Origin of the sequence: Comamonas antarctica, assembly GCF_013363755.1 — a bacterium.
GTDB lineage: Bacteria > Pseudomonadota > Gammaproteobacteria > Burkholderiales > Burkholderiaceae_C > Comamonas > Comamonas antarctica.
In genome coordinates, this window is the sequence record NZ_CP054840.1 from 2149676 (window position 1) to 2162749 (window position 13074).

At 64.2% G+C, this 13074-nt stretch carries 14 protein-coding genes; all 14 read left to right on the forward strand.

The window, feature by feature from the left end; genetic code table 11:
* The first annotated feature begins 317 nt into the window (after positions 1–317).
* The 14 genes from HUK68_RS10115 to HUK68_RS10180 all read left to right on the forward strand — a co-directional run bounded on the left by HUK68_RS10115 (position 318) and on the right by HUK68_RS10180 (position 12995).
* Positions 318–1064, forward strand: a complete 747-nt coding sequence (locus HUK68_RS10115) for a hypothetical protein (protein ID WP_011871432.1) — start codon at positions 318–320, stop codon at positions 1062–1064.
* Between the two features lie 118 nt (positions 1065–1182).
* A complete protein-coding gene (locus HUK68_RS10120; RefSeq protein ID WP_009876569.1) occupies positions 1183–1395 on the forward strand; it encodes an AlpA family transcriptional regulator in 213 nt (70 codons plus the stop codon).
* 42 nt (positions 1396–1437) lie between these two features.
* Positions 1438–2313 carry a ParA family protein gene (locus tag HUK68_RS10125; RefSeq protein ID WP_011871433.1) on the forward strand — a complete coding sequence of 292 codons (876 nt, stop codon included), beginning with the start codon at positions 1438–1440 and terminating at the stop codon, positions 2311–2313.
* A complete protein-coding gene (locus HUK68_RS10130) occupies positions 2297–2557 on the forward strand; it encodes a hypothetical protein (RefSeq protein WP_009876571.1) in 261 nt (86 codons plus the stop codon). The genes HUK68_RS10125 and HUK68_RS10130 overlap by 17 nt, the downstream gene beginning before the upstream one ends.
* A complete protein-coding gene (locus tag HUK68_RS10135; protein WP_009876572.1) occupies positions 2550–4214 on the forward strand; it encodes a ParB family protein in 1665 nt (554 codons plus the stop codon). Before HUK68_RS10130 ends, HUK68_RS10135 begins: the two co-directional genes overlap by 8 nt.
* Before the next feature lie 15 nt (positions 4215–4229).
* Entirely contained in the window at positions 4230–4790 is a 561-nt protein-coding gene (locus tag HUK68_RS10140) for a DUF2857 domain-containing protein (protein WP_009876573.1), read from the forward strand.
* 3 nt (positions 4791–4793) lie between these two features.
* Entirely contained in the window at positions 4794–6044 is a 1251-nt protein-coding gene (locus HUK68_RS10145; RefSeq protein ID WP_011871435.1) for an STY4528 family pathogenicity island replication protein, read from the forward strand.
* Positions 6045–6375: 331 nt separating this feature from the next.
* The gene (locus HUK68_RS10150; RefSeq protein ID WP_011871436.1) at positions 6376–7155 is read left to right on the forward strand and encodes a PFL_4669 family integrating conjugative element protein; all 780 of its coding nucleotides are present in this window, start codon (positions 6376–6378) and stop codon (positions 7153–7155) included.
* On the forward strand, positions 7152–7679 hold the full coding sequence (locus HUK68_RS10155) for a DUF3158 family protein (RefSeq protein WP_011871437.1): 528 nt from the start codon (positions 7152–7154) through the stop codon (positions 7677–7679). Before HUK68_RS10150 ends, HUK68_RS10155 begins: the two co-directional genes overlap by 4 nt.
* Positions 7680–7752: 73 nt before the next feature.
* On the forward strand, positions 7753–8193 hold the full coding sequence (locus HUK68_RS10160) for a single-stranded DNA-binding protein (RefSeq protein ID WP_009876576.1): 441 nt from the start codon (positions 7753–7755) through the stop codon (positions 8191–8193).
* Between the two features lie 279 nt (positions 8194–8472).
* A complete protein-coding gene (locus tag HUK68_RS10165; RefSeq protein WP_009876577.1) occupies positions 8473–10494 on the forward strand; it encodes a DNA topoisomerase III in 2022 nt (673 codons plus the stop codon).
* Positions 10495–11416: 922 nt separating this feature from the next.
* Complete coding sequence (locus HUK68_RS10170; protein ID WP_009876578.1) at positions 11417–11629, forward strand: hypothetical protein; 213 nt, start codon at positions 11417–11419, stop codon at positions 11627–11629.
* A 21-nt stretch (positions 11630–11650) separates the two neighbouring features.
* Positions 11651–12043, forward strand: coding sequence for a hypothetical protein (locus HUK68_RS10175; RefSeq protein ID WP_009876579.1), 393 nt, complete (start codon positions 11651–11653; stop codon positions 12041–12043).
* A 214-nt stretch (positions 12044–12257) separates the two neighbouring features.
* The gene (locus HUK68_RS10180; protein ID WP_009876580.1) at positions 12258–12995 is read left to right on the forward strand and encodes a DUF5983 family protein; all 738 of its coding nucleotides are present in this window, start codon (positions 12258–12260) and stop codon (positions 12993–12995) included.
* The last annotated feature ends 79 nt before the right edge of the window (positions 12996–13074 follow it).

Here is a 13074-nt window from a genome sequence, read left to right on the forward strand (position 1 = left end):
AATCCCCTGCGCCTTGTGAAACCGTGGGGATATCAGACCATATCGAATCGGTCTTGATGTGCTTGACGCACCCCATGACGCTGGCACCGTGAGCGCAATTGTCGAGCGTGCTTCTTCCTTATTACTCGACGGACCGGCAACTGGTCAATTCTTGCATATCGAGCAAGAGAGAACCACCTGTGACGGGTGCCATGATCTCTTCCGTCCATGTTCCAGGGCATCGCCCCAGGCATCAGCCACAGGCATAACGAAAAAACAGCCCCTTGGTGGGGCAAGAAGGAGCCGGTGATGTAGCGCTTCCGAAAGGAGACGAAAACATGCACAAGGAGCCACCACTATCAAAGGTGTTCTATCGTCCCATCGAAGCTGCCATACGGTGGGCTGGGTTGTTGCGGTACGAAGCGGTGATCGTCGCATCGATCGCATCACCGCGTTGTCTGCCGCAGATGTTGGACTGCCCGCGATGGAACGAGTGTCGGCTGTACTCGGAACGCATCTACGACGGTATCCTCAACGCCGAACTACCCTTCGGCAAGAACGGGATCACACTTAATGACCCAGATCTGGTGAGTTCACTCGATCTGACCGTCCGCCATGTCGATCTGAAGCGGTGGATGCGCACCCACTATCCCGAGCATCGGCCGGGATTTCTGTTCAGTCGCGGCGAGCGCATGGTGCATCCCTTCATCACCATCGAGACAGGACAGGCAATCCTGCTGGAACGGCTGGCTCTGCAGGCCGCGCTGGACCATAGCCGACGCGAGATGCGCGAACTGCAACAGCAACACGAAGTCTTGCTAAAGCAGTCCGCCGTACTGCTGGCTCCCAAGCAGTGCGTGATCAGTGATCGGGCGGAAACTACATACCTGAACATCATCGGCGGCATGCTGACGCTGATGCTGAGCCAATCCCCATCCGGCGTGCCGTACTCCAGCTTCAAGACGCAGGAGGCCATCGTCACCGCATTGCTCGCCCACTATGGCGGCACCATGGGCATCACGGAGCGAACCTTGAACGGCAAGTTCGCCAATGCCAGGAAGAATGTCCGTAGCGCAGCCGCGTGAATTCTTCCATCTTGTATGTGCAGTCGCGGAGATTGCATTTGCAATGTTTTTCCGCAGCCATGTCTATTGAATAGAGGTCACGCCAACAAACGCTACTGAGCGTTCAGGAGTGACCGCCATGTCGCAAATACCTGTACTGCCACCGCACGAGCGCCGCATCCTGCGGCTCGATGAAGTTGAAGCGAAGTCCGGCTTCAAACGCGCCCACATCTACAACCTGATGAAGAAGCGCCAGTTTCCGCAGGCGTTGCGCCTGGGCGTGCGCGCCGTGGGCTGGGATTCGGTCGAGATCGACCAGTGGATCGCCGAACGCCTCAACAACCGGACCTGACCCGCTCCCCCTCGATTTTCCCATCGCCAAACGGAGAGCGCCATGCAGGTCGTATCCATAATTTCAACGAAAGGCGGCGTAGGCAAGACGACTACGGCCGCCAACCTCGGCGGCCTCGCCGCGGACGCGGGGCTGCGTGTGCTGCTGCTCGATCTCGACGTGCAGCCGACCTTGTCGTCCTATTACGAGCTGGCACACCGCGCTGCCGGCGGTATCTATGAGTTGCTGGCGTTCAACGAACGCGCCCTCGATCAGTTGGTGTCCCGCACCATCATCGCGGGCCTGGACCTGGTGCTCTCGAACGATCACCGGGGTGAACTGAACACGTTGCTACTGCACGCGCCAGACGGACGCCTGAGACTGCGGCACCTGCTGCCGGCGCTGGCGCCGCTTTATGACCTGGTGCTGATCGACACCCAGGGTGCACGCTCGGTGCTGTTGGAGATGGCGGTGCTCGCCTCTGACCTGGCGCTGTCGCCCGTGACCCCGGAAATTCTCGCTGCCCGCGAACTGCGACGCGGCACCATGCAGTTGCTGGAGGACATCGCGCCATACCGGCACCTCGGCATCGAACCGCCATCCCTGCACCTGCTCATCAATCGCGTCCACCCCGTGTCCGCGAATGCACGGATGATCCAGCAGGCGCTGCGCGACCTGTTCCAGGACCATGCCGGCATATGCGTGCTGGGCACCGACGTGCCGGCCATCGAGGCCTATCCGCGCGCCGCAACCCGCGGCCTGCCGGTGCATCGCGTCGAGCATCGCCAGCCGCCGGGCAGAGTTGCGCCCGCCGCGCTCGACACCATGCGCGCGCTCGCCGGCGAACTGTTCCCACAGTGGCAAGACAGATTTGCCCTCGTGTCCGGCCGTCCTCCTCGTTCCATTGAAACCGGGAGGTCACATGGCGAACGCACATGAACTGGCCCGCGGCCACAAACGGCTGCGCGCCCTGATTGAGTTTGCGGTGAGCGAAGGCTGGCACGTCAAGCGCACACGGGGCGGACACCTCAAGTTCACCAAGGCCGGCTGCGCCGCCATCTACACCAGCTCAACAGCGAGCGACTACCGGGCGGATCTCAACGCCCGTGCACAGATCCGCCGCGCCGAGCGCGAGGCCCGCATGGCCCGGGCCGTCAACGCCGAGGGATGTGGTCATGGCTGAGATGACCTCCCAGGACATGGCCGGCAAGCTGCTTGCCGCCGGGTTCGAGCGCAGTGGGCCATCGGCCACGGCCTTGAGCGACCCGATCGCCGACACGCCGATGGTCGTGACGCTGGACCAGTTGCGGCCCTACGACCACGACCCCCGCAAAAAGCGCAACTCGGCCTACGATGAAATCAAGGCCTCCATCCGAGAGCGCGGCCTGGACGCGGCGCCAGCGATCACACGCCGTCCTGGCGAGGCGCACTACATCATCCGCAACGGCGGCAACACCAGGCTGGCGATCCTGCGTGAACTCTGGGCGGAGACCAAGGACGAACGCTTCTTCCGCATATCGTGCCTGTTCCGGCCGTGGCCTGCGCGCGGAGAGATCGTCGCCCTGACCGGGCACCTCGCCGAGAACGAACTACGCGGCGGCCTCACGTTCATCGAGCGCGCCCTGGGCGTCGAGAAAGCCCGCGAGTTCTATGAGGCTGAAAGCGGCACCACCCTGAGCCAGTCCGAGCTGGCCCGCCGCCTGGCCGCCGACGGCTTCCCAGTCCAGCAGTCGCACATCAGCCGCATGGCTGACGCGGTGCGCTACCTGCTGCCCGCGATCCCGACCGTCCTATACGGGGGCCTCGGCCGCCACCAGGTCGAGCGGCTGTCGGTCATGCGCAAAGCCAGCGAACGCACGTGGGAGCACTATGCCAAAGGCCGCTCCCTGCCGCTGGACTTCGACAGCTTCTTTCTGGAGGCGCTGTCGCAATTTGATGTCCAGCCCGACGAGTTCTCGCCGCCGCGTGTGCAGGACGAGTTGATCGGTCAGATGTCCGAGCTGCTGGGCATCGACTACGACGTGCTCGCCTTGGACCTGACCGAATCCGAGAGCCGCCACCGCGCCCTGGTCAGCGACCCAACCCCGCCATCGGCGCCGCCGGCATTGCCCGAGCCTGGGGCCATCGCACGGCCGCCGATCGAACCGGCACCGCCCCCCACTACAACTGCACCTTCTGCGGGCCACTCTGCCGACGCGCCGACAAGGCCCCGGGACGATGGGGCCCCGAGCGAGGCATCCGCAGCCAGCCCTGCGGCAGCGAATGGCGGTCTGCTTGACGAGCACATCATCTCTCCGGCACCCACGACGGAGCGGCTCCAGTCCATCCAGCGCATGGTCGCCGACCAGTTGGGCGATGCGCTGCCGCCCGACTTCTCGGCCAACGTCTTGCAGTCGATTCCCGTGCAGGCCGGTGGCCTCTATCCCATCTCGGACATCTGGTATATCGACCCTGGCCTCGACACACCCGACCGCCTGCGCATCCACATCGCGCAGTTCGCGCGCGAGATCGCGGGCGAGGCCGACCTGGACGCGTGTGTCGAGGATCGTTCTGATGGCATCGGGTTCACGTGTCGTGCCCCAGCCCAGGCTTCGTCGCCGCTCGCACGCGCCGTGCTCGCACTACTGGTTTCCCTGGCCGGTCAGCAGCCAGCCGGCGTCGGCTTGGACAGCGGGCAACTCATCACAGACCTGCCAGCGCTGTTGCACGGCCAGGGTCAACGTCGTGACGGCGGGGCCCGGCGATTGAGCGACACCGCGCTGGTCAAGCTGTTTCGTCTGCTGCGGCTGGCCCGGCGCCTGCTGGATCTGGAAGCCGGCGCTGTCGGTTCTGGGATCTGAGCGAGGGAGGCCTGCATGTCCGCACCGAACCCACTCAACCAGGCCGTCATCGCGCAGGCACTCTACGACCTACGCAACGGGCAACTGCGTCGCTGCAAGGCGATGGGGTTCGGCGAGGAAGAGCTGGATGCGCTCAAGCATCCGGCGCTGATCAGCGTGCTGGCCAATGCCAACGTCTCCTGGTGCTCTGTCTCGGTGAACCGGGAAGTGCTCCGGCGATTGCTCAAACAGGCGCAGGACGTGGAGAAGGAGATCGCCACCGTCGATCGCATGCTGCGCCTGGGTGCCAGTACCGAAATGGTGAGCCGCTTCTACGGGCTGACACATCAGGAAGTCGCACTTCGGCGCGAAGTTCTCGGCCTGCCCAAACGCAAGGGGCGCCATCCGGTTCTGGACGAGGAGCAGGACACCGAGCTGTGGCGGCGCTGGAAGGTCGTGACCAGCAGCAGGAACGTCGAGCTGGAGGATGAGACCTCGGTTCTTGATGCGGCAATGGACCTCGCCGAAGGCATGGAGCTGCCGCTGTCGGTGGTCTGGGCTGCGATCAAGAACTGGATCGATCAGGGACTGGGTTGAATCATGGCCGTGGACGACGCTGCACCACGAGCACCACGCCAAGGTCCGGTCGCCCTCGCTGATCTGTTCGACAGCGCGCTGAAAGACCTTGCACCGAAACCTCGCCCACTAGCACCGGCTCCCGCCTTCGCATCCGCGACGTCTCCTGTGTCTGCAACCGGCGACGGTTTCCTGTTCAGTGGAAATCGGCACGAGAGCGTGCCGCGACGGCTGTTCCTCGACCGACGCCTGACGCCGCTGGAACGCAATGCCTGGCAAGTCTTCCGGATGATGCTCAACGAGGATGGCGTCACGGCGTTTCCGACGTATGAGCAACTTCGCCCGTGGCTCGCGTCAATGCCCTGCGCCGGACAGGCCTCCCACGAGACCGTGGCACGGGCGCTGACGCTGTTGCGCCTGACGCGCTGGTTGAGTCTCGTGCGCCGCAGGCGCGACCCCAAGACCGGGCGCATCCTCGGCAACCTCTACGTCCTGCACGATGAGCCCCTGACCCCGTTCGAGGCGATGCAGCTCGACCCGGACTACCTGCAGCTCGTCAGCCAAGCCCTGGGCCATTCGGCCAGGGCCGTTCAGGTCGTGGGCTTGCACACGCTCAATGAGATCGCCGAAGACCCGCTGCTGTCTGGCCGCATGCTGCCCTCGCGGCTGCAGGTCCTTGCCGAACGCCTCGCAAGCCAAGGCATTGGGTCGCAGGAGAGTTATCCACAGGAGGACACGGTTCACGATTCCGAAGAAGGGGCGCCGAGCCTTCTTCGGAATTCTGATCGGCCCTCTTCGGATTCCGAAGCAGGGCCAAAACACGCAGCAGACGGCGCTCTTCGGAATCCGAAACAGGACCGTACTGTACGTAGTAGTCGTATTAATGAAGTACGTACTACCGCGCGTGAGCGTGGGCAGGCGCGCGCGATGCCGGGAGTTCGTCTGCCTGATCGCTTTCTCGGCTTGAAAGATGAACAGCAGGCCGGCGCCATGGTGGCATTGCAGCAGGTCGATGCCCCGCTACGCCAGGCCGTGCTGGACGAATGGGCGGATCGCTGTCGTGGCAGCACCATCCGCAACCCGGCAGGCTACCTGTTCGGCATCATCCAACGTGCCATCCGTGGCGAGTTCAACGCATGGGCCAGGCAAGCTGGGTCAGCACCGCCACCTGCCCCTGCACGAGATGCACCGCCTGAGCCACCGCGCAATGTAGTTCCGCCCGAGGTAGCCCGGCAGCACATCGACCGGCTGCGCGACCTTCTGCGCAGTAGCTGAGCGCGACGAGCGACAAGGGCGTGAAGCAGACGCCCGTGGCCGTCAGTAGAGCTATCCCCTGGGGATAGATGTGATGCAAGGCGTAACACCGAAAGACACAGGCTGGGTGCTTCTGTCCACGGTGCTGCAGTGGCGTCCGGTTCCTGAGCGCACCCACCATCTGCGCGAGCAGCGCTCTGTGGCGTTTGATGGAGCTATCCCCTGGGGATAGCTCGCATTGCGGGCCGCCACCACCACGACAACCGGGGACCAGTTCATTTCGGTTTGTTGACTGACTGCCTTCCGCTGCATGCCGATCCTGACCGCTCCTTTTCCCAAGCGAGCGGACACCATGGCAACCAACGAACCTCTGCAACTCAATCTCGGCTCTTTGCGCAGCGCGATGTCGCTGACGCTTCACACCCACCACGCATCGCGCATCTGGCATGGCCGCGCCGCCGCCGAGGGGCGACCCGGCATCGTCGGCCTGAACGGCTACATCGCCGTGATGAACAAGATGAAGCGCGGCTCGGAACAGGATGACCCGTACAGCGACTGGTGGATGTTGCGCATCGAGGAAAAGCTCGACCAGGCCAAGACCACGTTGCAATCGCTGCGCGAGCAGGTGGACCAGGCATTGGCCGGCGTGCCAGCGGCGTTGAGCCTGGGCGAGAACCTCAACGTGCAACCGGTGAAGCTCCCCTTGTTCGTGAACGCGCAGCTCGGCTTTGCCGCGGTCTATCTCCTGGCCGACTATGACGACATCGCCCGCAAGCTGATCCTCGCCCATCACACCGCGCTGATCGATCGCTCGACATTGGAGCGGTGGCTCAACGAAGGCGCTCACACGCTGCGCAGCCTGTTCAGCCTGGCCCAGCAGTACCGCTACTCGGGATGCACCCGCGACGACTTCGCGGCCAAGAACGCCGCAGCGCGGGCGGCGCTGGAGAAGTTCGGCGACTTGCCGCAGGACGTGCTCGAAGGCGCTCGCCGCTCGAAGTTTGCGCCGCCCGTCGTGCGCCGCGGCCTGCAACAGCGCAGTGATAGCGCTGCCGCAGCCGCACCTCCCAGCGACGAAGGCACTGCCGCCGATCCGGCCGAGGCCAGCACCGGCGAGGACGAACAGGCATGAGCGACCCGAACCGCGAACCTCGCTACTTCCGTGGTCTGGAACAGCCAGCCTTCATGCGGCTGGAACACGCGGCCTCTCTAAAAGGCCTTTTAAAGCCTTTTAAAGGTAAAGGGGACTTCGAGGCCTGGGCCAGCCAGTGCTTCGCCATGCGCGACGAGTTGATTGCCCTGGCGCAGCGACAGGTGCTGCCACAGGCGTGCGGGCATCCCTTCCACCTGCTTCCCGTCGAGCTGGCCCAGCAGATAACTGGCGCGGGAACGACGTTCCTTCGCTGGCGCAAGCACGACCGCTCGGCCATGGGCGTGGCGCTGTGGCAGGAACTGGTGGCGAGCACCAGCACGCCGGTCAACCTGCTGGCCGACCTGCACGCGATCGAGTTACAGCGCATCACGTTGAACATGCAGATCAGCCTGCTGCACACCTTGGGCAGGCAGGCGCAGGAATGCGCCAGCAAAGCGGCCGAAGCGGACAACGCATACCTGCGCCGGCTCAAGTCCACCCCAACCGCAATGCGCGATCGGTGATTGCGCCAGACATCCCAGCACGCACCCGGCGCCGATGAGGCACGGGTATTTCAACCACCACGGAGATCACATCATGAGCACGCATTTTTCTGGCGAAGGCAATATCGGCTCGCCACCGGAGTACCGCGAATTCCCCAATGGCAACGACGAGCCCAACCGCCTGCTGCGCCTGAACGTCTATTTCGACAACCCCGTTCCCAAGAAGGATGGCACCTTTGAGGACCGTGGCGGCTTCTGGGCGCCGGTGGAAATCTGGCACCGCGACGCCGAGCACTGGCAGCGCCTCTACCAGAAGGGTATGCGGGTGCTGGTCATCGGCCGCATGGAGCGCGAGCCCTGGACGGACAACGAAGATCAGCCACGCGAGACCTGGCAAGTCAATGCGCGCAGCGTAGGCATCTTGCCGTACCGCATCGAGTCTGTGGTCCTCAGCCCGAAGCCACAGGAGGCAGAACCGAAGCCGCAGGCCGACCAGGAATCGACCGCGCCGAAAGAGACGAAGCGCCGGAAGTGACCCGGCATGGAGGGCGGCTGCCGCAGCGCTTCGCCGCCCTCCATGCGCCGCGAGCTATCCCCAGGGGATAGCTCCATCAACGTCCACCGACTTCCACGCGTTCCCGCGAATCGCCGCTCCCGAACCGCATACCTCCGGCCACTCGCCATTACCGCACAAGCCCTTCCATCCCGTGAAAGCGGTCGCCGCCGCGTGCCGCTTGTTTGCTGCTGCCCCCGGTGGTGCTCGGCATCCTCGATCCCAGCAACTCCATGAACCATGGGAATCGGATGAACGGATATGCGGCTGTTCTTGTGCGAGAAGCCCTCCCAGGGCAAAGACATTGGCCGGATTCTCGGCGCCACACAGCGCGGTGAAGGCTGTCTCAACGGTTCCGGCGTCACCGTCACCTGGTGCATCGGCCATCTCGTAGAAGCCGCTACGCCCGAAGCCTACGACGAGCAGTTGAAGCGCTGGTCCATCGAGCAGTTGCCCATCATTCCCCAGCATTGGCGGGTCGAGGTCAAACCGAAGACCGCCACGCAATTCAAGGTCGTCAAGGCGCTTCTGGCGAAGGCGACCCAGCTTGTCATCGCCACCGATGCCGACCGCGAAGGCGAGTTGATCGCCCGCGAGATCATCGAACTGTGCGGCTACCGCGGCCCCATCGAGCGGCTGTGGTTGTCGGCACTCAACGATGCGTCCATCCGCGCCGCCCTCGGCAAGCTACGGCCCTCAGCCGAGACGCTGCCGATGTACCACTCGGCGCTGGCGCGATCCCGTGCGGATTGGCTGGTGGGCATGAACCTCAGTAGGTTGTTCACGGTGCTGGGGCGGCAGGCCGGCTACGACGGCGTGCTGTCGGTCGGCCGCGTCCAGACCCCGACGCTCAAGCTCGTCGTGGACCGCGACCGCGAGATCGCAGCCTTCGTGTCCGTGCCGTACTGGGCCATCGTCGTGTCCCTGTCCGCAGGTGTCCAGGCTTTCACCGCGCACTGGGTTCCACCCAATGCCTGCACCGACGACGCAGGCCGCTGCCTGCAGCAGCCGGTCGCACAGCAGGCCATGCAGCAGATCCGCGCTGCGGGCAGCGCCCACGTAGTGTCGGTTGAGACCGAGCGCGTGCGCGAAGGCCCGCCGCTGCCGTTCGACCTGGGCACCTTGCAGGAGGTGTGTTCAAAGCAGCTCGGGCTGGACGTGCAGGAAACCTTGGAGATCGCCCAGGCCCTGTACGAGACGCACAAGGCCACGACATACCCCCGCTCGGATTCCGGCTACCTGCCCGAGAGCATGTTTGCCGAAGTGACCACCGTTCTCGACAGCCTGCTTAAGACCGATCCCTCGCTGCGCTCGATCATAGGCCAGCTCGACCGTTTGCAGCGCTCGCGCGCCTGGAACGATGGCAAGGTCACGGCCCACCACGGCATCATCCCGACGCTCGAACCGGCGAACCTCTCCGCCATGAGCGAGAAGGAACTGGCCGTGTACAGGCTCATCCGGGCGCATTACCTAGCGCAGTTCCTCCCTCACCACGAGTTCGACCATACTGTGGCCAAGCTTTCGTGCGGTGGGCAGAACCTTGCGGCCACGGGCAAGCAGGTTGTCACGCCGGGCTGGCGCCAGGTGCTGGCCGAGCCGCAGTCCGAGGACGGCGATGGCGACGGCGACACCGCGGCCCGCGCCCAGGTGCTACCGGCGCTGCACGAAGGTCTGGCATGTCAGGTGGCCGATATCGATCTGAAGGCACTCAAGACGCTGCCGCCCAAACCGTACACGCAAGGCGAGTTGGTCAAGTCTATGAAAGGCGTCGCCAAGCTGGTGTCCGATCCCCGCCTGAAGCAGAAGCTCAAGGATACGGTCGGCATCGGCACCGAAGCGACCCGGGCCAACATCATCGGCGGCCTGATCGCCCGCGGCTACCTCGTAAAGAAAGGGCGCGCCATCCGCGCCTCGGATGCGGCTTTCACCTTGATCGATGCCGTGCCTGCGGCGATTGCCGACCCCGGCACCACCGCCGTCTGGGAACAAGCGCTCGACATGATCGAAGCCGGCCAGCTCACGCTGGATGTGTTCATCGGCAAGCAGGCCGCATGGATTTCGCAGTTGATCGCGCAGTACGGCAACGCGTCCCTGTCTATCAAGGCTCCCCAAGGGCCGACATGCCCGCAGTGCGGCGCACCCACGCGCCAGCGCAGCAGCAAGAGCGGCCCGTTTTGGTCGTGCAGTCGCTACCCGGACTGCAAAGGCACGCTGCCGGTCGAATCCGGCAGCTCCAAGCGCGCCGCCTCGCGCCCGCGCCGTAGCGGCCGCAAAGGCTCCTGACCGATCCCGTTCCCCGTGAGCCGTGCCCGCCTTCGGCGGCGTGGCCCGTGTCCCGCATGCCCTGCGGGACGCCCAGCGCGCAACGCCTTCTTGATTTGTGTGCGCGTCCCGCCCAGCCGTCCCCGGCCGCGGGACCTGAAGGTAGCTTCTCTGCGAGCCGCACCACGCGCGTTCTGTTGATCTGCGTTTCTTCCGCCCTCTGCGAAGGGTCTCCCGGTGGCTTGCCAGCGTGCACGAGCCACCGGGAGACCCTTCGTGGTCAGCGGTAATCGGTGCCGGTGCCCGCCGGTGCAAAAACGGGCTCCCTTTGTGCGCGGATGTGCGCCAGACGATGCCGGCCCCAGCCACGACATGGGCCGGGTGTGATTGCTGAGAGCAGACGGTTCTAGCGACGACCGGGCCTGCCAATCAGCCCACGGGTGGCTCCTCTTTCCTCCCGAGCCGAAGGCCGCAGGGCCTTCGGCGCCTTTTTCCTGCCCATCAACGTCCCGGTCCGGCCATTGGCCTGGGCCACACGAACAGGAGAGATGACATGCACCCTCAATATTGCGCGCAACTGCTGTACGGCAGTGTGTGCAGCGGCATCGATCCAGCTTCTCCTACCCGTCCTGACAGCCCCGCACTTGCTGCGGGGCTTTCTTTTTCCACGTTCGCCAATCGGGGCTGTAGCAGGTGCCGATTTCCGGCTGACGTGGCTCGACTCGCGCACGAAGCTGCCTGCATGTGTCGCTGATCCGTCAGCACCATGCCAGCAGCCAGGGTTTCCAGGCTGCCGCGGATTCTCTCCGCGCCACCCGCCAGTCCGCCATCGCATCGAGTCTGCGGACGCGCGTCCTCGTGACGCCGATGCTTTTTCTCAACCGCATGCGGGAGCTGCCATCCCGTGAGGGACAAGGCCCTCGCTTCTCCAAGGAGCCCATCCATGTCCCAGCAAGCCTCTTTCGGCCAGTTGGCCTTGATCCATTGCGGCAAGTTCCTGCCGCTCGAAGTCCTGCATAGCGCCGCCGGCCACTACATCGGCACGCGCGATACCGAAGGTCCCGTTTCGCGGGAATCCAGCGAGTACTTCCGCAGCTATGTCGCGGCTCAACGTGCCCTAGAAAGAGGCGGCTGGTCCCAGCTCGCCACGCCCTGATCCAACTGGAGGAATCACGTCATGAACCAGCTTTTGCCACAGGAAGTCGTCGATCAGATCATGCGGGAAGAGCAGCATTTCGCCGCCGCGCCCCAAGCCTTCTTCGAGGCCTGGAAGCGCGGTGTCGAGATCGCTGGCCCGCAATGGTTTGGCGACGGCACACGCGAAGGCCTGAACCAGGCCAAGAGCAAGTGGGATCTGCGTCCCGACATGCTGCGTGCCAACGACGCTCTCGGCGTCCTGAGCAGCGGAGAACGCATGTTCCTGTCCGCCATGTTCAGCTTCTACAACGCGCGCGAGGGCGGTGCCATGCTCAAACGCTGCCACTTCCAAGGACTGTCGGACTTCGACGGTCTCGATCTGCAACGCCGCAAGGTCATCGCCGACCTGCTGGTGAACTACAGCGGTTGGTGAGCCGGCTTCCGGAATATCACCACCTTGTCGTTCGCCACCCCATGAGGGACATGCGCCCACCAGGCCATGTCCCTCAATTTTCCCTCCGTCAGCCAGCGCGGATTGGCCCAAAGCCATCGATCAGTGCCGCCTGACGCTTTTTCGACTTTCAACCCACCGGGGTCCAGTTCCCGGTGGCGGGGATTGGCTCCATTATTCAATCTGGAGAAATCCTATGACCCAGAATCCCAACCCCTTTGTACGCGGCTACTGGAATCTGAAAATCGTCCGAACGCTGTGCATCAGCTACGAAGACGGAAGCCCGCATGTGTGGCGAAACATCCACGCGAGCCAACAGCACCTCTCCGACGAGGAGCTGGTTTCTTCCCCCTGCATCGTCACCAGCGACTTCGCGGTGGTCAGGAATGGCACTGTGCCTGTCAGTGCCGAACTGATGGCCGAATGCGATGCCATTGAAGGCGTCAGCGGCGAAGGCGTGGTGGGTGCGGTGGTTTATGCCATCCATGGCGACGACCTGGACGGTCGCCCGGTCCACGTCGGTGATACCTATTCGGCCGAGGCCGCGCGAGACGTGGTGCAGCGGTTGGGTTTCGAGACCGGCTATTACAGCCGATGCTGGGAAATCAGCAGCGCGCACATCAGCCAGGAAACCGGCCAGTACCTGGCCAGCCTAGCGGACCTTGCGACACCGGAGGCCTTTCTGTTCATCGCCTTCCGGGTTCCATACAGCCCAGCGATCGGCGTCAAGCTGATTTCCACGCCCTGGACAGACAAGAACCTGGAGTATGCCGAGGGCATCAGTGCGGAGCAGCTTCGGCAGGAACACCGGGACAAGGGCATGCCTGACGACCTGGCGAACATTCTTGAATTGGCCGGCCAGGCCGATGTGCGCATCCTCATCCTAGACGCTGACGCACCCGCGCTACTGGGCCTGCCACTGGCCGAGATCTAGCAGACGCGCGACGCGCAAGCCTTCCCCTTTATCCCCCACATGCCAGCCCGCCTCCCACCAGGAGCTGGGCCGGTTCAAT

Bases quoted from the DNA above. Each gene is read 5' to 3' on its own strand.
- HUK68_RS10115 (WP_011871432.1), top strand. From the start codon at position 318: ATGCACAAGGAGCCACCACTATCAAAGGTGTTCTATCGTCCCATCGAA.
- HUK68_RS10120 (WP_009876569.1), top strand. From the start codon at position 1,183: ATGTCGCAAATACCTGTACTGCCACCGCACGAGCGCCGCATCCTGCGG.
- HUK68_RS10125 (WP_011871433.1), top strand. From the start codon at position 1,438: ATGCAGGTCGTATCCATAATTTCAACGAAAGGCGGCGTAGGCAAGACG.
- HUK68_RS10130 (WP_009876571.1), top strand. From the start codon at position 2,297: ATGGCGAACGCACATGAACTGGCCCGCGGCCACAAACGGCTGCGCGCC.
- HUK68_RS10135 (WP_009876572.1), top strand. From the start codon at position 2,550: ATGGCTGAGATGACCTCCCAGGACATGGCCGGCAAGCTGCTTGCCGCC.
- HUK68_RS10140 (WP_009876573.1), top strand. From the start codon at position 4,230: ATGTCCGCACCGAACCCACTCAACCAGGCCGTCATCGCGCAGGCACTC.
- HUK68_RS10145 (WP_011871435.1), top strand. From the start codon at position 4,794: ATGGCCGTGGACGACGCTGCACCACGAGCACCACGCCAAGGTCCGGTC.
- HUK68_RS10150 (WP_011871436.1), top strand. From the start codon at position 6,376: ATGGCAACCAACGAACCTCTGCAACTCAATCTCGGCTCTTTGCGCAGC.
- HUK68_RS10155 (WP_011871437.1), top strand. From the start codon at position 7,152: ATGAGCGACCCGAACCGCGAACCTCGCTACTTCCGTGGTCTGGAACAG.
- HUK68_RS10160 (WP_009876576.1), top strand. From the start codon at position 7,753: ATGAGCACGCATTTTTCTGGCGAAGGCAATATCGGCTCGCCACCGGAG.
- HUK68_RS10165 (WP_009876577.1), top strand. From the start codon at position 8,473: ATGCGGCTGTTCTTGTGCGAGAAGCCCTCCCAGGGCAAAGACATTGGC.
- HUK68_RS10170 (WP_009876578.1), top strand. From the start codon at position 11,417: ATGTCCCAGCAAGCCTCTTTCGGCCAGTTGGCCTTGATCCATTGCGGC.
- HUK68_RS10175 (WP_009876579.1), top strand. From the start codon at position 11,651: ATGAACCAGCTTTTGCCACAGGAAGTCGTCGATCAGATCATGCGGGAA.
- HUK68_RS10180 (WP_009876580.1), top strand. From the start codon at position 12,258: ATGACCCAGAATCCCAACCCCTTTGTACGCGGCTACTGGAATCTGAAA.